Source organism: Chryseobacterium sp. WG14 (assembly GCF_024586945.1).
Taxonomy (GTDB): domain Bacteria; phylum Bacteroidota; class Bacteroidia; order Flavobacteriales; family Weeksellaceae; genus Chryseobacterium.
This window is the reverse complement of the sequence record NZ_JALCZD010000017.1, coordinates 1-20,597: the sequence shown is the minus strand read 5'-3', so window position 1 is coordinate 20,597 and position 20,597 is coordinate 1. Positions and strand designations below refer to the sequence as shown.

Below are 20,597 nucleotides of genomic sequence, written 5' to 3'. Positions count from 1 at the left end.
AACTATTAATGATTAAAACTCAGGCGGAGGCCAATGTTCCTACAGAACACGGCAATTTCCGAATGATAGCTTTCTCTGAAAATGAAAACGACTGGATGCCTCACATGGCTATTATCGCAGAAAACACAGATTTTTCAAAACCTGTTAATGTGCGTTTCCATTCAGAATGTATTACAGGAGAAGTTTTCCATTCAAAAAAATGTGAATGCGGCCAGCAATTAGACGCCGCTATGAAATATACCCATGAAAATGGAGGAATTATTGTCTATCTTCGTCAGGAAGGCAGAAATATTGGAATAATCAATAAACTAAAGGCTTACTCACTACAGGAAAAAGGTCTTGACACCGTTCAGGCCAACCTTGAATTAGGACTTCCTGCTGATGACAGAAATTTCGGAGTAGCTATTGAAATCCTTAATTTATTGGGCGTAAAAGACATCAACCTGCTTACCAATAACCCTGAAAAGGTAAAATATGTAGTAGACAGTAATATTCACCTTAATTCGCGGATTCCTTTACAAATTCCGGCTAACGAAATAAGTAAAGGTTATCTACAGACTAAAAAAGATTTCTTTGGACATCTTCTGGATGACAATGATAATTAATACATAAACAGGCTTCAGATTCTTATCTGAAGCTTTTTTATTTTCTAATACATACCTTGGTTTCATCACATGAGGCTCTGTACCTTTTTTGAAGTGCTTTCTGCCAACAAAAAAGAAATAGTTATAGAATGGCTTCATCCTATTACAGTTGATTCTCCTTTTATATAAATCAAAAGCCCCGGAATTTCTCCCGGAGCTTTCTTTAATTATAAAAAACTGAAAAGATATTTCTTAATTTACTCTTGTAGATGAAACATTAGAATCATTAAGATTGTAATATTTTACCACAGCGTTATAATCGCTATAATCTACAGGTGGAGTAGCATTCGCTGATTTCAGATTATTTCCTGAAACAGCAGGAACTAATACAATTCTGAATCTTTGATTATTTAACCAGTCATTTTTCTCACCGGAAGTTGTACCATTGGTTAAATCAAAATTTTCATTTTCTACTCTTACTTGTACATTCTGAGTATCGAAAACAAAATTATATTCAAATACCCTGTTGGTAGGCATACCCGTTACATTATCTAAAACTACAGTCTTAGGAATCTGCTGCCATGCACCTCCGGCATCTCTATACACCAACACGACATCCGTATTCTGAATAGCAATACCTTGTTTGAATGCAAAATTATTACTGCTGTTAAATGTACCTGTAACATCTTTTATCTGGGCATTGGCAGTATTTTGTACGACAACATCATCTTTGTTATCACAGCTGTAAGACAAAAACCCAATTCCGGCTAGTAATATAAATGGAAGAATTTTTTTCATTTCTATTTAAAGTTTAGTTATTATTTATATTGCGTATTCAAATCATATACCAAAAATTAAAAAAACATTGTTTTCGTCGTTTTTTTAATTGTATTTTTGTTCTTATTCAAAAAGTCATGAAGAAAATAGTATATACTTCACTCTTTATTGTTGCTCTGATAAGCCCAAAGATTAAAGCTCAGTATCAGCCTAAAAACGCATCTCCGGAAGATTTGAAAAAGGCACAGCAATGGGTGGAAAAAACGTATAAAAATCTTTCTCAGGATGAAAAGCTGGGACAACTCTTTATTGTTGCATTATATACGAATAAAGGAGAAGACTATATCAATCAGGTAAGAAATATTGTTACAGGCGATAAAATAGGGGGTTTGATTTTAATGCAGGACGATGCAGCCAGAGAAATCAGCCTTGTCAATGAATTTCAGCAAAAGTCCAAAGTTCCGTTAATGATCGGAATGGATGCTGAATGGGGGCTGTTCCAAAGAATTGCAACCGCCCACAAATTTCCTTGGGCTATGACATTAGGAGCAATACAGGATAAAAATTTAATTTACCAGATGTCTGCAAAAATTGCAGAAGATTGCCACAGGATGGGGATTAACTGGGATTTTGCTCCGGTAGTGGATGTCAATACAAATCCGGACAATCCTATCATTGGTAACAGAAGCTTTGGATCAGAAGTCAATAATGTGATTGGATCTGCTTTATCTTATTCTAATGGTCTTCAGGATAACAATATATTAGCAGCAATCAAACATTTTCCGGGGCATGGAGATACCAATACGGATTCACACCTTGATCTTCCGGTTGTCTCGCATAACCTCAGCAGGCTTAATACTATAGAATTAGCACCATTCAAAGCATTAATGGATAAAGGAATCGGCGGTGTGATGGTTGCTCATTTGTATGTTCCGAGTTTAGAATCAGGAAAAGGAATTCCTGCTTCTGTTTCTAAAAATATCATTACAGGTTTATTGAAAGACCAATTAGGCTATAAAGGATTAATCATCACAGATGCCCTCAATATGGGTGCTGTAGCCAATAAATATAAACCGGGAGAACTGGATGCAATGGCATTCAGTGCAGGAAATGATATTATGCTCTTTTCACAGGGTGTTTCAGAAGGAAAAAAACTGATTCAGAAAGCCATAGATAAAGGAGAAATCCCTCAATCCAGAGTGGAAGAAAGTGTAAAAAAGATTTTACTTACAAAATATTTTTTAGGACTGACTCAATACACTCCCAAAAGTCCTGATAACATCAATGCTGATCTGAATAATGATTCTCACAAAACGCTAGTTCAGAATTTATATTCCAATGCATTAACTTTATTAAAAGATGATCAAAAACTTCTTCCTGTCACCGGAAAACAAATTTATTATGTTCCGCTGGAAGAAGCTCCTTACCAAACTTTTGCCAATAGAATAGGATCGAATCTTATTATAAAAAAGGCAAGCGAAATCAATACAATTCCGGCAGGTTCTACTGTAGTTGTAGGTTTCCATAAGGACAATTCTACGGCTTATAAGCCTTACAAAATATCGGCAGAATCAAAAAAAGTTCTTGCTGACCTCACAAAAAATCAACGTGTAATCCTCAATGTATTTGGAAGTGCTTATGCTTTAAAAGACATTGATATTTCAAAGGTATCTACGGTTCTTGTTTCTTATGAAAACAATGATGATTCTATGAATGCAGCAGCCGATGCTTTGAACGGAAAAACAAAAATATGGGGAAGACTTCCTGTACTGGTCAATGACCAATTAAAACCAGGAATGGGTATAGATCTTAACCCTACTTTATCTTTAACAACATCAAAACAACAATAATCCAATGAAAATAGGCATACTTTGCTATCCAACATATGGTGGAAGCGGAATTGTAGCAACAGAGCTGGGAATGTCACTTGCCAATAAAGGCTATGAAGTACATTTTATCAGTTCTGCACTTCCTGCAAGATTAGATATTACCAATCCCAATATTTTCTTTCATAGGGTAAATGTTCAAACCTATCCCCTTTTCCAATATCAGCCTTATGATATTGCGCTAAGTTCTATGATCTACCGGGTTGTCAATCTTTATAAGCTCGACTTGCTTCACGCTCATTATGCTATTCCTTATGCCTATGCAGCTTTTACCGCTAAGCAAATGCTTCGTGAGGATAATAATGATATTCCATTGGTAACAACCCTTCACGGAACAGATATAACCCTTGTGGGCCAGCATCCGAGTTATAAACATGCTGTAGAGTTTTCGATCAATCAATCCGACGCTATTACCTCGGTTTCCGAAAGTCTGAAAAAGGACACTCTTCAGTTTTTTAATATTAAAAAACAGATACAGGTTATTACCAATTTTATTGATAATTCTGAATTTGATGACTGTTCGGAATGCCAAAGAACACAGTTTGCGAATCCGGATGAAAAAATACTGATCCATGTTTCAAACCTACGTCCGGTAAAACGTGTAGAAGAGGTACTTCAGATCTTTAAAAACGTAAATAAAAAGGTAAAATCAAAACTGATCATCATTGGGGAAGGTCCTGATATGGAAAAAGTAAACCAGTTCCTGGAAGAAAATCCTGATCTTATCTCCAAAATACGCCTTTTAGGTAAAGTAAATGACCTTTATAAAATATTACAGCTTTCAGATGTATTTTTACTTCCTTCGGAGCAGGAAAGCTTTGGTTTGGCAGCTCTTGAAGCCATGGCCGCCTACACTCCTGTAATCAGCTCCAATGCAGGTGGAATTCCTGAAGTAAATATTCAGGGTGAAACCGGTTATTTAGCAGAAATCGGAAATGTAGAGGCTATGAGCAACTATACGATCAAATTATTGAGTAATGATCAGCTTTTAACACAAATGAAGGAAAATGCGAAAGAACAGGCTATAAAATTCGATTTAAAAAACATTCTTCCTATATATGAAGAAATGTATAGAACAACTATAGAAAATTTTAAGAAAGAGCTGACGAAAGTATAATATTTCTATTATATTTATCGTCACTTATGACGGAAAAACTACTTCAATATCTTTGGAACTATAAGGTTTTCAATAATTTTGACTTCAAGGATATTGAAGGAAATTCCGTTGAAATCATCAATTTTGGAAAGTGGAATAAAGATGCAGGTCCCGATTTTCTGGATGCCAAAATCAAGACTAATGGCTTGGTTATAGCCGGGAATATAGAACTTCACGTCCGCTCATCTGACTGGATTTTCCATAACCACTCTCCAGATCCCAATTACCAGAATATCATACTTCATGTTGTTTTCCAGCATGACCTGGAAATCAGTGAACATACTGACAAAAACGTCCCTACCTTAGAGCTGAGCAGCTATATTGATGAAAATATAATAGGTAAGTATGAAAAATTCATTGATGGCAACCAGTTCATAGCCTGTGAAAAAATTTTTGACCGCAACAAGATCCCTGTTCATTTTCATGAAGGAAATATTCTGAAAAAACTGGACGAAAAGTCCCTTGAGCTTGAGCATAGCTTATCGCATTATAAAAATAATTTCGAAGCCGTTTTATTCCACAGCCTTGCCTATTCTTTTGGATTAAAAGTGAATGCTTATATTTTCAGACAAATTGCAGAAAGTATTGATTTCAGTATCATTAATAAAATCCGGCAGAATCATTTGCAGCTTGAAGCTTTATTCTTCGGAGTTTCCGGATGGCTTGATGTTCCTTTGGACGGACAGATGAAAATATGGAAAAGAGAATTTGATTTTCTTAAAGCCAAGTTTATGCTATCCGATGTAAAACTACATCCCAAGTTTTTAAGATTAAGACCTCCTAACTTTCCAACAATCCGACTTTCTCAATTGGCTGATCTTTACAACAGACACCAGAATTTATTTTCAAAAATAATCAGTATTAAAAATCCTGATCAGCTTTATGAGATTTTTCAGTCTGTAAAAGCTTCGGAATATTGGGACTGTCATTTCAATTTTGGAACCATTTCAAAACCTACTCCAAAAATGTTGAGTAAGGATTTTATTGATCTCCTTATTTTAAATACTGTACTTCCGGTAAAATATGCCTACCACAGGTATCATAATGAAGAAATAGCCGATGAAATTCTGGGATTCTACAGTCATATTACAGCAGAGAAAAATTCCGTGATAACGGGATGGAAAAATCTGGGTCTCCATATAAAAAATGCTTTGGAAAGCCAGAGCCTGATTTATCACTACAAACATCTCTGCGAAGAAAAAAATTGCTTAAATTGCAGTATTGGATTTAAACTACTAAAAGAATCTTGAAATGCTGAGTAATATTCGTCATAAAATGGAGAGAGAATGGTTTGGTGTTCTTACAAGAACGGGCGCTAAACTGGGAATACCTGTATCTAAATTAAGAGTTTTCTTCATCTACTCTACTTTTGCTACCGCCGGATTTTTCTTTCTTATTTATTTGGGATTGGCATTTACTTTGTGGATTAAAGATATTTTTATTACAAGAAGACCAAGCGTTTTTGATTTATAATTATGGAATTTTTACCGATTATTAATGCTGAGGATGATAGAGTTCAGGAAATCTATAATTCTTATATCAGCACGTTTCCTATAGACGAACAAAGAGATAGAGAACAGTTTCTGGATCTATTTTCAAACCCACAGACAAAAATAATGTCTGTTGTTCACGAATCTGAAGCCATTGGCTATCTCATCTTATGGAAAATGAGCTCTTTCGTTTTCGTAGAACATTTTGAAGTTTTTGAAACATTCAGAAGTAAAAAACTGGGTTCTCATATCATAGGACATCTATTGGAGACTTACCCTAAAATCATTCTGGAAATCGAACCTGCGGAATTGAGTGAGGATGCTCAGCGCCGTTATTCTTTCTATCAACGAAACCGTTTCAGTCTGATTGATACCAACCACATACAGCCCAGCTATGGTGAAGGGAAACAGTCTTTACATCTATGGCTGCTTGCCAACTATGCTCCGGAGAATGTAGACGAGTTGAAAAATGAAATTTGTGATATTGTATATCCTTAACATATAAAACGCCGGAATATTTCCGGCGTTTATTTTTATGTTGATTATAGACTGCTAAAGGATTTCCGCAACTGATGTTTCTAATTCACCTGATATTCCAGTTTTATTGTAATACTGGCTTCTTTATCTTTGGAAGAAGTATTGAAAGTTCCTCCGTATGAATAATCTTCATTGGAATTGGGAGCTGTGATCTGAATAACTCCCATTGTTGCTTTCTTAAGGTTCCCCAGGCTGCTGCCGGAGTTCTCGGCAATTTTTTCGGCCCGTTCTTTGGCATCTTTTGTTGCACTGGCAATCATTTCCTGCTTTACAGTAGCTAACTTGGTATAAAAATAAGAAGGTGAAGAAGAGGTAAATTCAATTCCACGATTGATAATTTCGGTAATATTTCTGGAAAGGTTTTCAATTTTTGCTACTTCCTTGCTTTCAATAGAAACCTTTTGAGTCAGGTTATAACCCGAAAACTCGCCTTGTACATAATTGCCATTGGAGTCATTATAACTTCTAAACTGTTTTTGAATATCTACCGATGAAAATACAATTTCAGCCTGTTTAATTCCTTTTGAAAGAAGATAATCATTGATCACCTTTCTATCCAGAGCCAATTCATCATACGCTGATTTAAGATCCATATTGTTTTTGGAAAAACTTCCGGACCAGGTAATAAGATCGGAAACAAACTGTTTTGTTCCCAACCCTGTAACCGAGATTGTATTTTCAGATTTATTTCTATTTTTGATGGCATTTCCTAAAAAGCCAAGCCCTATTACAAAACCTAAAGCCCCTATTGCTACTGCAATATTATTTTTATTCATAAGATTTGTGGATTTGATTTATTTTATATCAGTAATGCATCAATTTCCATTCCAATATTTTAAGATTTTGTTAACACTATTTACCACTCTTCTTTAGCCTCTCAACATACAAAGGAATAGTTTCTTCCAGCCTCAGCAGAACTCCCGATAGATTTTTCGCTTTTACATAGGTACGCACCTGAGGTTTGGTAACGAATGAGAATTCTATAAATTCAGATATTCTATCTTCCGGAATTCCGGCTTTTGTAAAATAGTCATCTTCCACTCTATCTCTAATCCAGGCAATGTGCTCTTGTAAATCATCATATCTGTACAGTCTTTTTTGCTTTCGTGCTTTGCCACTTATCAGATCATAAGCTCCCTGAACATTCAGGTTTCCTAAAAGTATAGGCAGCAGAACCTGCTTCACTTCTGCCGGCTTTTCCCTCATTTTTCCAACAAGCTGTGGTAAACCTACTGCATCCCGAACTATTTCCCCTTTATCCACTTTAGCAACAATTCTGGAATCCTGCTCAAGATCACCCGTCAGTCTTTTTACAATCTTTACTTCTTCTATTTCTTTGGGAATCTGAAAAAGCTGTATTAGCAACTGAAAATTGACTCCATCCGTGAGAATTCTTTTAGACTGTCTTCTAAAACCTTCCTTTACAAATCTGAGTTCATCATTCGAAGATGCTTCAATAGAAAACATTCCCAATGAATTGGAATATACTTTTTTATCGGTAGACATATTGATAATCGTTACTCCGCTTACATCTTCATTACTGTCATCAACAATTTTTCCTGTTATCATTTGTTGGGAAAACAGAGCATTACACAGGAAAAGAAACAAAAGAAAAACTCTTTTCCTCCAAAAAACATTTATAGTCTCAACAGTATTAGCCAATCTTTATTTTAGTTTTATCAGGTTTATTTTTCCCAGCCGTTCAGTTTATGCAGCTTTCGGTATTCTCCAAAGGCCACTTTTAATTCATATTCTACCACATCGTTTTTAAAGTCCTTCCTGTAGTTTTTTGCCAGCATCCTGGTTTTATTGGCATAGAGGAGGAATCTGTCAATCTGTTCTTCATCCATACCGTATTTTTTCAGAAAGTCAAGGCTGATTTCATTTTTTACTCTGATAAGAAAATTTTGAGTTTCATTATAATCTGCTTTAGTAATTTTCGGTTTTGAAGCCTTCTTAATAATCCCTGAAATAGCTTTAAAAACGCCCATCACATTTACCTGACCGGCATTAAAATCATGCCCGGTAAATGTTTTGGATACCGTATTATCCGGCATAGGCTCATTGAGAGGGCTTTTCATATACATTGTTATATCAGATTTTAAGGCCTTTAATTTTCCGGATTCACTTAAATACTTAGAGTCTTTTACCAGATTTCCTGTGGGCTTATAAGCTATTTCTATTTCAGGAATCTGTATTTCCATTCTTCTCAGAAGTATATGTAACGGTGAAGCTAAATCTTCTTTTGTAATCTTCTTTTCAAGGCGGTAATATCCTTCTTTTACAAATCTGACTTCATCATTTTCTGCTGCCTCAATGGCAAACTCTCCTGACATACTGCTAAGGGAGCTTTTTTGAGCAGAAATATTGATTATTAAAACAGGGTTTACATTTCCGGTACTGCCATCTGTAATCTGTCCCTTTATATTCTCTTGTGAGAATAATTTTCCGGCCACAAATAAAAATATCCAGCACAGTTTAACGAAAGTCTTCATATAGGTTATTTTTGAGTCTGCGGTGCCCGGTATGATGATATTCTGGTGAGTACAAAACGCTGAAACCTGTTCAGATCAGCATCACTGCAGAAGCCATATTTTAAAATTTTCTTTCTTTCAAAACCACCTGCAAGAACATAAGAAATAAAATGATCAATTTGAGGTTTATCTATTTTTAAGCTTGCAAAATAATTTTCTCCCAGGCTCGTTTTGAGATATTTCATTAAATCGATATCATCCCATTGATCTTTTACTTTTCCTATTGAAAAACCTTCGCCTTTTGGCTGTACAAACTCTCCTGCCCTTGCCGCCAATATTCTGGGGTCAGATTTTTGGGCAATATACCGGTCTATTTCTTTAGAGAGTTTTTCAACCTTTTTAGGTTTGTTATATATTTTGGAATCTATTTTTAAATTTCCGGTAAGACCTTGTTTCACTTCCACTTCAGGAATCTGTATGGTAACTCTCACCAGACTGATATTCAATGGAGATTGTATATTTTCCTGAGATATAATCCTGGTTAGGCGCTCATAACCTGGCTTTATAAAGCGTAATTCGTCTCCTGTCTTTCCGGAAATCATAAAATGCCCGTCACTATTGGAGAGCACCATTTCGTCCGTTCTGATATTGATCACATTCACGTCCTGTATCTCGGAACTTCCCTCAGAAGTTATTTTGCCGAAGATGTAACTTTGGGCACTGATGGTAATGGAAGAAATAAGAAATAAAAAAAAGAATAGTTTGAGTTTCACAGGCTGTTTTATATAAAGCAAAGCTAAAATTATTTTTAAATTATTCCACAAGTTTAACCACAGTTAACGCCTTTTAGTATTTCTTTTCGGTTTTTGCTCTTGAAACTGTTAAATAGCTGAAGTGAATTGTTAAAATTTCTTTTAAATTTTAGCTAACTTGCAGTTTCAATTCTACTTTTTATAATGCAAAATTCTTATACAGTCATCAATGCCTCAGCAGGATCAGGGAAAACATATGCTCTGGTTCAGAGACTGCTGATGATCTGTCTCCGCTATCCTAATCAACATCAATCGATCAGGAATATCCTCGCTCTGACATTTACCAATAAGGCTGCGAATGAGATGAAGGAAAGAATTTTGACATGGCTGGGAAACTTTTCTGCAAGTAGCTATACCGAAAATGCAGATCTTACAAATATTCAAAAAGCTTTTGCAGAGCAGGGCTTAAAAATTACAATTGATGAGCTCCATCTGCGTTCAAAAAAGCTTTTGGATTATATTCTTCATAATTATTCTACACTGAATATCGGGACTATTGACCGTTTTAATTCAAGATTGGTAAGAAGCTTTTCTTATGAATTGGGACTGGCTAAAAATTTCAATCTTGAAATTGAAGCTGAGCCCTACCTGATCGAGGCAGTAGATAAAATGCTCGATCAGATTGGTGAAAATGAAACGATTTCCAATTCTTTCATGGATTATGTAGATTACAGTCTTGAAAACAATGAAAGGATTAATCTTAACAAAAATCTGTATGACTCCGCGAAAGAATTTGTGAAAGATATTCATTATGAACATCTGAAAAACAACAAAAGTTTTGATGATGCGAATTATGACACTATAAAAAACACACTGCGTAAAGAAATTGTCCTTCATAAAAAACAGGCTGCAGAGCTTGCGGCAACATCTGTTGAGCTCTTTAAGTCCAGAAATATTGAAGTTGAAGATTTTGCCCAGGGGAAAAATGGAATTGGAGGCTTTTTTCTTAAAGTTATCGACTTTTATCAGCAGAAAAGAGCTGGATTTCCTTTTCCCACTACTCAGGAAGAATCTGTAGTCAACAATTACAGAAAGGGAGCTTCTTCAAAATCAAAACATAAGGAAGCTGATATTGTAGAGATCCTGGATCAGCTTCTTGATAACAGGATGCAGCTTATTCTTCTGTATATTGAAACGCAAAAGAAAGAAAAAGTACTTTCGGCACTTCTTCCTTTAAAAGTTAATAAAGATATTCAGGATGAGCTCAAAAAGATTGAGGAAGAAAATGATCTGGTGCTGCTCTCAAAATTCAATATTCTGATCAATGAAAACCTTAAAGATGAACCTTCTGCATTTATTTATGAAAAAGTAGGTTCACAATTTCAGCATTACTTTTTTGATGAATTTCAGGATACTTCAGAGCTGCAGTGGCAGAACTTTGTTCCGTTAAGAGACCATAGTGTATCTTCTGAAAACACTTCTTTTACATTAGTTGGAGACCCTAAACAGAGTATTTACAGATTCCGTGGAGGAGAAAGTAAGCTGATGCTCGATATTATCAATAAGAAAGAATTCTCTCCTAAAGAGGCTGATCTTCTGGTTTTAAAAGATAACTGGAGGAGTGCCAGAAATATTGTACAATTTAACAATGAGCTCTACCGTTTCCATTCCGGAGAACTGGAGGAGGAACATCAAAATATCTTTGGAACAGATGCCGAACAAACTCCAAAATCCCAAATGGATGGAAGGGTAAAGGTAAACCTCATTGAAAACCTCACAAACGAAGAGTTTTATGATGATACTTCTGAAAAAATGCGAAAAGATATTCAGGAATGTCTGGATAATGGATTTAAATTTTCTGATATCACCATTCTCTGCCGTGGAAATTTTGATATTTTCAGCTATTCTCAGAAGCTGGGAAACTTAAAAGTAAATTACCGGGGTGAAGAGACCAATATAAAAACAATCTCCGATAAAGGGCTTACATTGGAACTTTCCAATACCCTAAAAGCTGTTATTGAATTTCTGAGATGGGAAATAAATCCTAAGAATAAACACTGTCTGATCATGATGATGTATTACCTGAATACGTTGGGTAAAATTCATATGGCTGATTTCACACTGGAAATGAAAGAAATTCTGGATATTGAAAACCATGAAGAGATCCTCGAGATTATTAAGCAAAAATATTCATTACAGCTTAAGCAGGATAACTTTCCAAGGTTTAATCTCTACAACTTTGTAGAATATTATATCAATGAATTTTCCGTTGAGAATAAAGAAACCGATTTCCTGCTCAACTTCATGGAAATGCTTTTTAATTTTACCCAAACTGCTGGTGTAAGTACAAAAGAGTTTTTGAAATACTGGGATGAGGAAGCCTCTTCTTACACTATTCAGGCTTCAGAGAATATTGATGCCATTCAGATTATGACCATCCATAAGTCTAAAGGACTGGAATTCCCTATTGTTTTTATTCCCATGATGAACAAAAACAGGGATAATGAGTTTACTAATTGGTTTGATACTCATGATAATGAATCGTTAAAAGCAGTCAATATCAACCAGTTCAGTAAAAACCTGGAAGCATATGACAGTGAGATTCAGTTATTCAACAAAAAAAACTCCTATAAAAACCTGATTGACAGATTATGCCTTCAGTATGTTGCTACTACAAGACCTGTTGAACAGTTATTTTTCTACCTTCAAAAGCCTAATAAAACATCCAACAATCTTGAACTTTTAGAGTTTATTAAAACAAAGAATACGAATGAAGCTGATGAATTTGATCTGTATGAAGTAAAGCCTGAAATGCTAAAAAAGTATTCTAAAGAAAAAAGCTCGCCTTTCAAAACCCAAAATATTCAGGATCTGAAAAATGTCAATGAAAAGACTACTTCCATAAAGATTGCCACTCCATCAAAAAATTATCAGGTAAGAAATGAAAAAGTAAGAATAGGACTTTTCGTTCACGAACTTCTCTCAAAAATAAATACGGAAAAAGATATTTCAAAAGTACTGGAAGGGTATACATTGGAAGGCCAGATTACATTAGAGGAGAAAAATGAAATCCAGGATACTTTACAGGAAATTGTGAGGACCTACGCCGAGTTCTTTGATGAGAAATGGGAAGTAATTAATGAAAAAGACATCATGATTTCAGAACATGGAGAAAGTTTTATTTTAAGGCCGGACCGTATTTTAAAAAGCAATGAAGGGTATATCATTGTAGATTTCAAAACCGGAGAACAAAAAAGCAAAGATGAAGCTCAGGTGGAAGGTTATAAAAACATTCTCGAAAGACTAGGTAAAAAGGTTCTCAAAACCCAAATCATCTATTTATAAACCTCTATAATGCTTTTATTCGCGATAATAGAATAGAATTGTCTCAAAAAAAGTCACAAATACAAAAGGTTTGATTATTTTTATTCATTAAAAAATTAGTCCGTTGTGTATTTGAATTGATAAAAGACAATAACTAACCATGAAAATATATTTAATTTCAGCCCTTATAAGTATTGTTATGATGATACTCTCTGCTGTAACCATTTACAATATTGCAGATTATATAGATCCACCGGTAACAGATGACGGACATCCCTATATGCCCACGGAAAATATCGCAAAATCCTTCATTGGCAGTTTGATATTAACAGCCATAGCATTTATTGCAGTGGTAAAAATACAAAGGGAAAGACAGAAAAGATAAAGTTCAACAGGTTATATTTTAAATAATTAAATTACAAAACGCTATCATAAAGAACCGGAAGTCTATATTTAGTGTTCGGGTGATCATTTTGACCTAATTTATTCTTTTAACTTTTGTCTGTTATTTCTTTTCACATATATACCAGCAACAATCTGCAGGCTATATAATACTGAATACAATTATAAGCCAAACCATCCAGAACAATTTATTGTATAAAAAAACCGCTATTCTTTTGAAAAGCAGTTTTATATTTTTTGAAAAGATTTGATTCTTAAACAGCCGGATTAGGAGTAAACACTCTCTGTGCTAATTCCTGGTCGAAAAGATATAATGCAGATGGGTTATCACAAACCATCTTAATCTTTGTTACGTATTGCGAAGCACTTGCTTCCTCTTCTACCTGTTCGTTGATAAACCATTGCAGGAAAGACGTTGTTGCAAAATCACCTTCTTCGTTAGCATTCTTTACAATATTGAAAATACTTTTAGTTACAATTTTCTCATGTGCCAATGCTTTCTCGAAAATATCTGTTGCATTATCAAACTCATGTGGAGGTTTTGCAATTTCCCCGATAATGATTTCTCCCCCTACATCATTTAAATAATCAAACATTTTATCCGCGTGCATTAATTCTTCTTTGCTTTGCACTCTGAAATAGTTGGCAATTCCATCTAAATCTTTTCCTGAAAACCAGGCAGACATTGAAAGATAGTATTGAGCAGCATATTGTTCGTGGGCAATTTGTTCGTTAATTAATTTTGCAATTTTTTCGCTAACCATAAGTATTAAATTTATAGCCAAAAATAGGGAATAAATGCCCGAAATCAAAAGTTTTACAGAAAATTAATACAAAAAGGATGGAAAAATTTCCATCCTTTACACATTAAAAAACTACAATTACAAACTATTATTTCACTTCAGGAGTAGCTGTATTCATCGGCTTCTTCATCATTTTCCTATCTTTCATAGCTACTCTTTTCTGCTCCATCTTAGCTTTTCTGTCAGCCTGCCATTTATCATATTGCTGAGGAGTAAGAATCTGTTTCATATCGGCATCCATCTGTGCTCTTTTAGCCTTTCTCTCATCCATCTTGGCTTGTCTGTTATCCTTATTCTTTTCAAAGTCGGCCTTCATTTCAGCCTTTCTTTTTTCATGAAGATCTTTTATTTGAGCTACCTGCGACTGATTAAGGTTAAGGTCTTTCTGCATTTGTGATAGATGCTCCTGTTCTTTTTGTTGTCTTTTCTGCTGCATTTCAGCTTTTCTTGCTTCTTTGTCCTGAGGATTGGTTTGTTGTGCCATTGCGAAACTTCCCATTCCGATAAATGCTATTGCTAAAACTAATTTTTTCATCTTTAAAAATTTTAATTAATTGTTATACATCTTTTGGATTAACAATTAAAACACAAGTTAAATTAACACATTCATAAATAATGTTAATTTTTAATAATAATAAATCAATAAAACAACAAAAAAAGGACAGATTATAAAAACCTGCCCTTCACACCACTTAAATATAATATATGAAAATTATTAATTCTTTACTAAGCTGCCTCTAAAGCCTCCGCTATTACTGCGGTTTTGCTGACGGGGTGCAGAACTTTCAGACTTTTGTCTAAAGCCTCCGCTATTTCCTCTGAAGCCGCCATTATTTTCTTTTCTGGCTTCGCCGCTATTTCCCCTAAATCCTCCTCCATTATTACTTCTAAAACCTCCGGAATTGTCGGAACTACCTCTAAAACCACCATTATTTTCTTTTCGAACTTCGCCGCTGTTACCTCTGAATCCTCCTCCGTTGTTACTCCTGAAACCTCCGGAATTATCATTATCCCTGAAACCTCCGGAATTGCTGCCATCTCTTACAGGACCTCTGAATCCGTTGTCGGGTCTGCTGTCTCTTCTGATGATATCAAAAGTAGGATTATCCATTCTGCGGAATCTTGATCTGTCCATTCTGTAAATATTGATATTTACATTCCTGTATCTTGGCATTACAGTATATCTTGGCGCATAGTACGTTCTTCTGTAATTCTGAAAATAAATAACTGGGCTTGAGCCACGATAGTAGTTATTTTGGAAAACTACAAAGACTCTCGGACCTAAAATTCTTTCCAATGCATAAAACCTGTCATAATACCACCTGTCCGGATTATATCTGTAAAAATTATCCCAAGTTGTAAAACTTGAATACAGATTATTCAATCTCATAATCTGGTCGACCTGCCAGCGATTTAATCTGTTCTGTACGAAAAAGCCGTTCCAGTCAATATTAATAATACTATTTCTGTAATCGTTATAATAACTTTGATAATAATCACCAGGATAATAATCCTGAGGATAATTGTAATAATAGTCATCCGGAAAATAATTCCTATCATCTTCGTTGCTATAATAGCCGTCTCCATTCTGATAATAACCATCATCTTCCCAACCATTATTCGGATATTGCTGAGCTGCCGTCAAGACTCCAAAGCCCAAAGCTAATCCCAAAAATATTTTTTTCATCTCTACAGTCGTTATTTGGTTAGTATATAGCAGAATATCTTAATTCTACCTTTTTGATTCAAATAAAAAAAAGAAGTTAAATCATAAGATTAAACTTCTTTTAATATTTTCATAACAAACTGATAATCAGATGTTAAATTTATCCTCTTCCACTATCTTTTATCCATCTGGATATTTTTTCATTGAAAGCTTGTTTTCCTTTTAGATCTTCCAGCTTTATATGCATTCTATACTGCCAGTAATGAGGAAAAACAGCAGGATTATTGATTCTTTCGTTGTCCATATTTTTATTGGATAGTTCTGCATCTGTAGCAAAAAATTCCTGGATAGGGAAAATAGCCAGCATAGCATCATTGTATAAATGCTGCTTCATAATGATCTCAGCAAGATCCGGGTTCAGATCTTCCGAAGCTTTTCCGTATTGAATCAATTGTTGGTTAAAATACTTCTGTGTCAAAACAGAATCTTCTTTCCACCATTGCCTTAATGTAGAACTGTCGTGGGAAGAGGCCGTAACCACATTCATATAACCGGCATTCTTAGGATTATAGAATGGAATATTTTCTGAAGGCATACGCTGTACTTTCAGGGCAATAATACCAAGTTCATCCATTACCACCGGTACACATGCCGGAACCATCCCAAGGTCTTCTCCGCAAATCAGCATTTTGGTGGCATTTAGGATTACAGGAAGTTTTTCCATTGCTTTCTCGTACCATAAATGGTCTTGTCTTCTAAAGAAATAGTCATGGTATAAATCATAAATACCTTTCCTTTCAGATTCCGGCAAGTATTTGTATGATTCCGTATGATATACATTGAATCTCGGATGATAAACCAGCTCACCATTTCTTTCCTCCGTTAAAAATAAAACATTGGCACAAAGTGAAATCAGCTGTTCTTCAAGTGCACCTCCCGGATGTTTTTTAAAGAAATCTACCAGCTTTCTCTGCGTATTAAATTCTTCCTTAAAAGAATAGGTTCCGTCGTGATTGCGATCAATAAATTCAAATACTTTTCCACTGTGATCCCCAAAGTGATCCCATAAGATCTGATTATTAATAAATGGTTTACAGTATCTGTCAAAATCAAACGGAATCTGCCAGGCTTTAAATTCATCAGCAACAATAGGCACAGCCGGATAAAAATATCCTAAAATACCCTGTACAGCAGAAACCGGCATTCTCCAGATTCTGAAAAAGCCCAGAATATGATCAATTCTCATTGCATCAAAATACTGCTCCAATGCTTTGAACCTATTTTTCCACCACCTATAGTCATCTTCTTTCATTGCTTCCCAATTATAAGTTGGAAACTCCCAATTTTGGCCAAGCTCTGTAAACTGATCCGGTGGTGCACCAGCCTGAAAATCCATACCGAATAATTCCGGTTCCGTCCAGGCTTCTACGGAATATCTGTAAATCCCTATAGGAAGGTCTCCTTTTAGAGAAATACCAAGGTTATGAGCATAATCAACGGCATCTTTCAACTGTTTATGAAGCTGATACTGCACCCATGCATGAAGCATAGAATTATCATAGTCTTTACTTTTTGGAGTAAAAAACTGCAAGATTTTTCCAGCGATATATTTTTTGTGAGTTTTCCACTCATTAAAGTTAGGAGTCTTATATTTATCTCTCAACACACAAAATGCAGCATAGGGAACCAGCCAGGATTCATTTTCTTTTATAAACTTTTTGAAACTGCGGTCTTTATAAATATTTTCTTTTTCTGTACTGAAAACCGCTTTCAGATATCTCCATTTAGCCACGATCATTTTTTCATAATCAATAAGCTCAAGAGCATTAAGAGTCTGTTTTTCAGAAATATAATTCTCAACTAATTTTTCCGGTAATGGAAAATCCAGTTTTTCGAGTGATATATATTGTGGATGCAGTGCATATACTGATACTGCAGCATAAGGATAAGAATCTGTCCAGGAATAATTCGCTGTAGTATCGTTGATAGGCAGGATCTGAATAATTCCAAGGTTAGTTTCCTTTGTCCAGTCTGCTAGTTTCTTAATATCCGCAAACTCACCGACCCCAAACCCTTCTTCGCTTCTTAAAGAAAATACAGGAACTGCTACTCCGGCATCATGATACATCTGATATGCCTTGAATTTAAAATAATGGTTGGAAACTATCTGAAGAACATCTGTAAAAGAATTAGCTACAGTAAATCTGTTATCACCGGTTTCAACATCTATTACCTTATTTTCTTTGATATTATAAAGGCAATATTTGAATTGAATAAATTCGTTTTCCGGGATTTCAACGGAGGCTTCCCATACTCCGAAGTCAGTTTGGTATAAATGAACAACATTATCCACATTCCAGCTTCCCAATGATTTTGTGCTTCCAAACAATACAATTTTCCAGTCAGGATTATAAACAGGAGCTTCCAACCTGAATAAATGTGTATGCTTTTTTAAGACAGATACTTTCTCCGGAACGAATCCATGTAACTTATTATATAGAATTTTATTATTTAAATAATGCTCAGGAAAATTTTTATTATTCCATTCATCGAAAATAATAAACTCCTTATAATTATGCGGAAAATTAAGATGATGATAAACAAATTCTTCTCTTAAAACATTATTCTTTTCATCTACAAGCTGGTATTTGTAGGAAATCGATTTAGAAAAATAATCTACTTCACACTTCCATAATCCGTTATCTGCATAAAACATAGTATGGATATGAACCGCAGCTCCTTCCTCACCAATAATCAATTGAAGATTTTCTCCGGCTTTTGCAACATACCCTACATTAAAGTATAGCTTCATCTATATTTTTTTATAAAATTACATTTTAATATCGAAAGATAAAACTTATCGAATATCAAATAATCATTAAAAAACCTTCTCAAATTAATTTAAGAAGGTCCTATTTTTATGGACAGAAAGAGTTCTTTCTTTAAATTAAACTTATTCTGTCACCAAAATCTTTTTATTCAATAATATTTTTCCTGATGTATCAACAATACTTACAATATAGGCACCACTCACTAGGTTTTTGAAATATACCTTTTCATGTAAAGAGCCCTCTTTTACATTCAGGCTTTGTGTCATCACATTCTTACCAGACATATCAAAAACATTAAAATGAATATTTCCTTTAACATTCTTATTGTTACTATAAACATTCACATAATGCTCATTAACTCTAGTTGGGTAAATATCAATATTAGCCAATACATTCACTGAAGATGCCTTATCATTAGCAAAATATTTGCTGGCCAAATCATAAATGTGGAGATTTTGTTCTCCTGGAAGCTGCTGTGCCTGTAAAGTACCCAGATCTACTTCATATAAAGGAGCCCCTTTAGCACTTGCAATAACAACTTTCCCGTTTGCATTCACAGCACTGCCATTTACGGAATAGTTATCGGGAATACCTGCAATTTTACCAATAAACTTTGCTTTCAATTCTTTTATTGATACTTTAAAAACATTTCCTGACGCTGCAAAAATATAGAAATTATTATCTGTATCAGCAATCATATCTCCTCCAAAACCGGTTTCTATAGCGGTAAATGAATTTTTACCATTAGAGGTGTCATCTTTTATAATTCCTAGGTCATTTACTTCATATTGTCCATTTTTATTTGTGATCTGTAAAAACTGTGTTCCTGCATTATTTACAGCATAAATATTGCCGTCATAGCCTGTAGCCATCCTCGTTATATGGGAATTAATATCACAGGACGAAGCCTTTGCTATACTGTTTTCTATTAAAGTAATTTCCTTAGTTTCAGGGTTTAGAATATAAACATTTGAAGAGAACATGGGTATGTACACTAAGTTATTATTAGAAGAATTATAAGCTAGTGCAGCCATCGTCGCAGCCTGAGAACTATGGGAAGAATTTCGATCTTCCGTTATCATACTTTTTCTGGTCTGTGAAAATATTTTAGCAGAAGATTCGGTTGTAAAGACTTTTTTACCAGATATTCCACTAGCCGGATCAATTACCCTAAAGTCATTAAAATTAATACTTTGAGTATCCTTTCCGGTAATCGCAAAGAAATCTTGCTGGGCATGAACATTCATACCTAATAACAAGGCAAATAGAGGGAGTAAATGTTTTTTCATAATATGCATATTTTAGAATTCGTAGTCATTTTGGTTATGACTAAGTTACATAATTTTAAAATTGAAAAAACAAAAAGACAGTGATATTTGAATAACATTTACAATAAATTAATCCAAACACTGATATTTTGCAAATAAGGGAGGTTATCAGTCAAAAAAGAATAATGATGAGTTAAGAGTTGAGAGTTATGAGTTGAAGGTTGACAGCGCTATCAACTATTCAGTGTCCGGCATTACTTTATCATACTCCACCTCCCTTGTCATCCGGTAGGGATCTCAGTATTGAACTTCAATATAAGTTCTAATGAGTTATAAGTTATGAGTTAGGAGTTGAGAGTTATAAGTTGAGGGTTGACAGCGCTATCAACTATTCAGTGTCCGGCATTACTTTATCATACTCCACCTCCCTTGTCATCCCGTAGGGATCTCAGTATTGAACTTCAATATAAGTTCTAATGAGTTAGGAGTTAGGAGTTAGGAGTTGAGAACTATTAACTATCAACTATCAACTGAGATTGGGTATAGTTTAGAGTTGGAGTATAGGAGTATAGCAGTTATAGTATATAAACAAAAAAAATCCTCTATCTTACGATAAAGGATTTTTAAAAATAAAATAAAAACTGGCG

18 protein-coding genes are annotated in these 20,597 nt (G+C 34.7%); 8 read left to right on the top strand and 10 right to left on the bottom strand.

The window, feature by feature from the left end:
• Nucleotides 1-8: 8 nt before the first annotated feature.
• Entirely contained in the window at nucleotides 9-605 is a 597-nt protein-coding gene (gene ribA, locus MP478_RS20910; RefSeq protein ID WP_230041178.1) for a GTP cyclohydrolase II, read from the top strand.
• 231 nt (nucleotides 606-836) lie between these two features.
• On the opposite strand, the gene MP478_RS20905 is transcribed toward ribA, so the two are convergent.
• Complete coding sequence (locus tag MP478_RS20905) at nucleotides 837-1,382, bottom strand: hypothetical protein (RefSeq protein WP_230041179.1); 546 nt, start codon at nucleotides 1,380-1,382, stop codon at nucleotides 837-839.
• A 116-nt stretch (nucleotides 1,383-1,498) separates the two neighbouring features.
• On the opposite strand from MP478_RS20905, the gene MP478_RS20900 reads away from it, so the two are divergent.
• Genes MP478_RS20900 through MP478_RS20880 form a run of 5 tightly spaced genes read left to right on the top strand, consistent with a single transcriptional unit; the run spans nucleotide 1,499 to nucleotide 6,391 of the window.
• Complete coding sequence (locus tag MP478_RS20900; RefSeq protein ID WP_257201544.1) at nucleotides 1,499-3,211, top strand: glycoside hydrolase family 3 protein; 1,713 nt, start codon at nucleotides 1,499-1,501, stop codon at nucleotides 3,209-3,211.
• Nucleotides 3,212-3,215: 4 nt separating this feature from the next.
• Entirely contained in the window at nucleotides 3,216-4,364 is a 1,149-nt protein-coding gene (gene bshA / locus MP478_RS20895) for an N-acetyl-alpha-D-glucosaminyl L-malate synthase BshA (RefSeq protein ID WP_257191957.1), read from the top strand.
• 26 nt (nucleotides 4,365-4,390) lie between these two features.
• Nucleotides 4,391-5,653 (top strand): DUF2851 family protein, encoded by a 1,263-nt coding sequence (locus tag MP478_RS20890; protein ID WP_257201543.1) that lies wholly within the window; start codon nucleotides 4,391-4,393, stop codon nucleotides 5,651-5,653.
• A gap of 1 nt (nucleotide 5,654) precedes the next feature.
• Complete coding sequence (locus MP478_RS20885; protein WP_047494723.1) at nucleotides 5,655-5,876, top strand: PspC family transcriptional regulator; 222 nt, start codon at nucleotides 5,655-5,657, stop codon at nucleotides 5,874-5,876.
• A 2-nt stretch (nucleotides 5,877-5,878) separates the two neighbouring features.
• Nucleotides 5,879-6,391, top strand: coding sequence for a GNAT family N-acetyltransferase (locus MP478_RS20880; RefSeq protein ID WP_257191953.1), 513 nt, complete (start codon nucleotides 5,879-5,881; stop codon nucleotides 6,389-6,391).
• 80 nt (nucleotides 6,392-6,471) lie between these two features.
• On the opposite strand, the gene MP478_RS20875 is transcribed toward MP478_RS20880, so the two are convergent.
• From MP478_RS20875 to MP478_RS20860, 4 genes are all read right to left on the bottom strand, one after another.
• On the bottom strand, nucleotides 6,472-7,206 hold the full coding sequence (locus MP478_RS20875; RefSeq protein WP_257201542.1) for an SIMPL domain-containing protein: 735 nt from the start codon (nucleotides 7,204-7,206) through the stop codon (nucleotides 6,472-6,474).
• Nucleotides 7,207-7,282: 76 nt separating this feature from the next.
• Entirely contained in the window at nucleotides 7,283-7,999 is a 717-nt protein-coding gene (locus MP478_RS20870; RefSeq protein WP_257201541.1) for a carboxypeptidase-like regulatory domain-containing protein, read from the bottom strand.
• A 116-nt stretch (nucleotides 8,000-8,115) separates the two neighbouring features.
• The gene (locus MP478_RS20865) at nucleotides 8,116-8,925 is read right to left on the bottom strand and encodes a hypothetical protein (protein WP_257201540.1); all 810 of its coding nucleotides are present in this window, start codon (nucleotides 8,923-8,925) and stop codon (nucleotides 8,116-8,118) included.
• Between the two features lie 5 nt (nucleotides 8,926-8,930).
• Nucleotides 8,931-9,677 (bottom strand): hypothetical protein, encoded by a 747-nt coding sequence (locus MP478_RS20860; protein WP_257201539.1) that lies wholly within the window; start codon nucleotides 9,675-9,677, stop codon nucleotides 8,931-8,933.
• A 183-nt stretch (nucleotides 9,678-9,860) separates the two neighbouring features.
• Between MP478_RS20860 and MP478_RS20855 the strand changes: the two genes are divergently transcribed.
• Both MP478_RS20855 and MP478_RS20850 read left to right on the top strand, forming a co-directional pair.
• Nucleotides 9,861-13,001, top strand: a complete 3,141-nt coding sequence (locus MP478_RS20855; protein WP_257191948.1) for an exodeoxyribonuclease V subunit beta — start codon at nucleotides 9,861-9,863, stop codon at nucleotides 12,999-13,001.
• Nucleotides 13,002-13,140: 139 nt separating this feature from the next.
• Nucleotides 13,141-13,365, top strand: coding sequence for a hypothetical protein (locus MP478_RS20850; protein WP_257191947.1), 225 nt, complete (start codon nucleotides 13,141-13,143; stop codon nucleotides 13,363-13,365).
• Between the two features lie 271 nt (nucleotides 13,366-13,636).
• Here the strand turns inward: MP478_RS20850 and MP478_RS20845 are convergent, their stop codons facing one another.
• The 5 genes from MP478_RS20845 to MP478_RS20825 form a co-directional block, all read right to left on the bottom strand.
• On the bottom strand, nucleotides 13,637-14,146 hold the full coding sequence (locus MP478_RS20845; protein ID WP_209804726.1) for a ferritin: 510 nt from the start codon (nucleotides 14,144-14,146) through the stop codon (nucleotides 13,637-13,639).
• A 127-nt stretch (nucleotides 14,147-14,273) separates the two neighbouring features.
• Entirely contained in the window at nucleotides 14,274-14,720 is a 447-nt protein-coding gene (locus MP478_RS20840; RefSeq protein WP_257201538.1) for a hypothetical protein, read from the bottom strand.
• A gap of 180 nt (nucleotides 14,721-14,900) precedes the next feature.
• A complete protein-coding gene (locus tag MP478_RS20835; RefSeq protein WP_257201537.1) occupies nucleotides 14,901-15,872 on the bottom strand; it encodes a hypothetical protein in 972 nt (323 codons plus the stop codon).
• Nucleotides 15,873-16,011: 139 nt separating this feature from the next.
• Nucleotides 16,012-18,663 (bottom strand): 4-alpha-glucanotransferase, encoded by a 2,652-nt coding sequence (locus MP478_RS20830; protein WP_257201536.1) that lies wholly within the window; start codon nucleotides 18,661-18,663, stop codon nucleotides 16,012-16,014.
• 141 nt (nucleotides 18,664-18,804) lie between these two features.
• Entirely contained in the window at nucleotides 18,805-19,971 is a 1,167-nt protein-coding gene (locus tag MP478_RS20825) for a T9SS type A sorting domain-containing protein (RefSeq protein ID WP_257201535.1), read from the bottom strand.
• Nucleotides 19,972-20,597 lie beyond the last annotated feature (626 nt).

Bases quoted from the DNA above. Each gene is read 5' to 3' on its own strand.
- ribA (WP_230041178.1), top strand. From the start codon at position 9: ATGATTAAAACTCAGGCGGAGGCCAATGTTCCTACAGAACACGGCAAT.
- MP478_RS20850 (WP_257191947.1), top strand. From the start codon at position 13,141: ATGAAAATATATTTAATTTCAGCCCTTATAAGTATTGTTATGATGATA.
- MP478_RS20905 (WP_230041179.1), bottom strand. From the start codon at position 1,382: ATGAAAAAAATTCTTCCATTTATATTACTAGCCGGAATTGGGTTTTTG.
- MP478_RS20825 (WP_257201535.1), bottom strand. From the start codon at position 19,971: ATGAAAAAACATTTACTCCCTCTATTTGCCTTGTTATTAGGTATGAAT.
- MP478_RS20845 (WP_209804726.1), bottom strand. From the start codon at position 14,146: ATGGTTAGCGAAAAAATTGCAAAATTAATTAACGAACAAATTGCCCAC.
- MP478_RS20830 (WP_257201536.1), bottom strand. From the start codon at position 18,663: ATGAAGCTATACTTTAATGTAGGGTATGTTGCAAAAGCCGGAGAAAAT.
- MP478_RS20840 (WP_257201538.1), bottom strand. From the start codon at position 14,720: ATGAAAAAATTAGTTTTAGCAATAGCATTTATCGGAATGGGAAGTTTC.
- MP478_RS20900 (WP_257201544.1), top strand. From the start codon at position 1,499: ATGAAGAAAATAGTATATACTTCACTCTTTATTGTTGCTCTGATAAGC.
- bshA (WP_257191957.1), top strand. From the start codon at position 3,216: ATGAAAATAGGCATACTTTGCTATCCAACATATGGTGGAAGCGGAATT.
- MP478_RS20870 (WP_257201541.1), bottom strand. From the start codon at position 7,999: ATGATAACAGGAAAAATTGTTGATGACAGTAATGAAGATGTAAGCGGA.
- MP478_RS20880 (WP_257191953.1), top strand. From the start codon at position 5,879: ATGGAATTTTTACCGATTATTAATGCTGAGGATGATAGAGTTCAGGAA.
- MP478_RS20855 (WP_257191948.1), top strand. From the start codon at position 9,861: ATGCAAAATTCTTATACAGTCATCAATGCCTCAGCAGGATCAGGGAAA.
- MP478_RS20875 (WP_257201542.1), bottom strand. From the start codon at position 7,206: ATGAATAAAAATAATATTGCAGTAGCAATAGGGGCTTTAGGTTTTGTA.
- MP478_RS20835 (WP_257201537.1), bottom strand. From the start codon at position 15,872: ATGAAAAAAATATTTTTGGGATTAGCTTTGGGCTTTGGAGTCTTGACG.
- MP478_RS20890 (WP_257201543.1), top strand. From the start codon at position 4,391: ATGACGGAAAAACTACTTCAATATCTTTGGAACTATAAGGTTTTCAAT.
- MP478_RS20885 (WP_047494723.1), top strand. From the start codon at position 5,655: ATGCTGAGTAATATTCGTCATAAAATGGAGAGAGAATGGTTTGGTGTT.
- MP478_RS20865 (WP_257201540.1), bottom strand. From the start codon at position 8,925: ATGAAGACTTTCGTTAAACTGTGCTGGATATTTTTATTTGTGGCCGGA.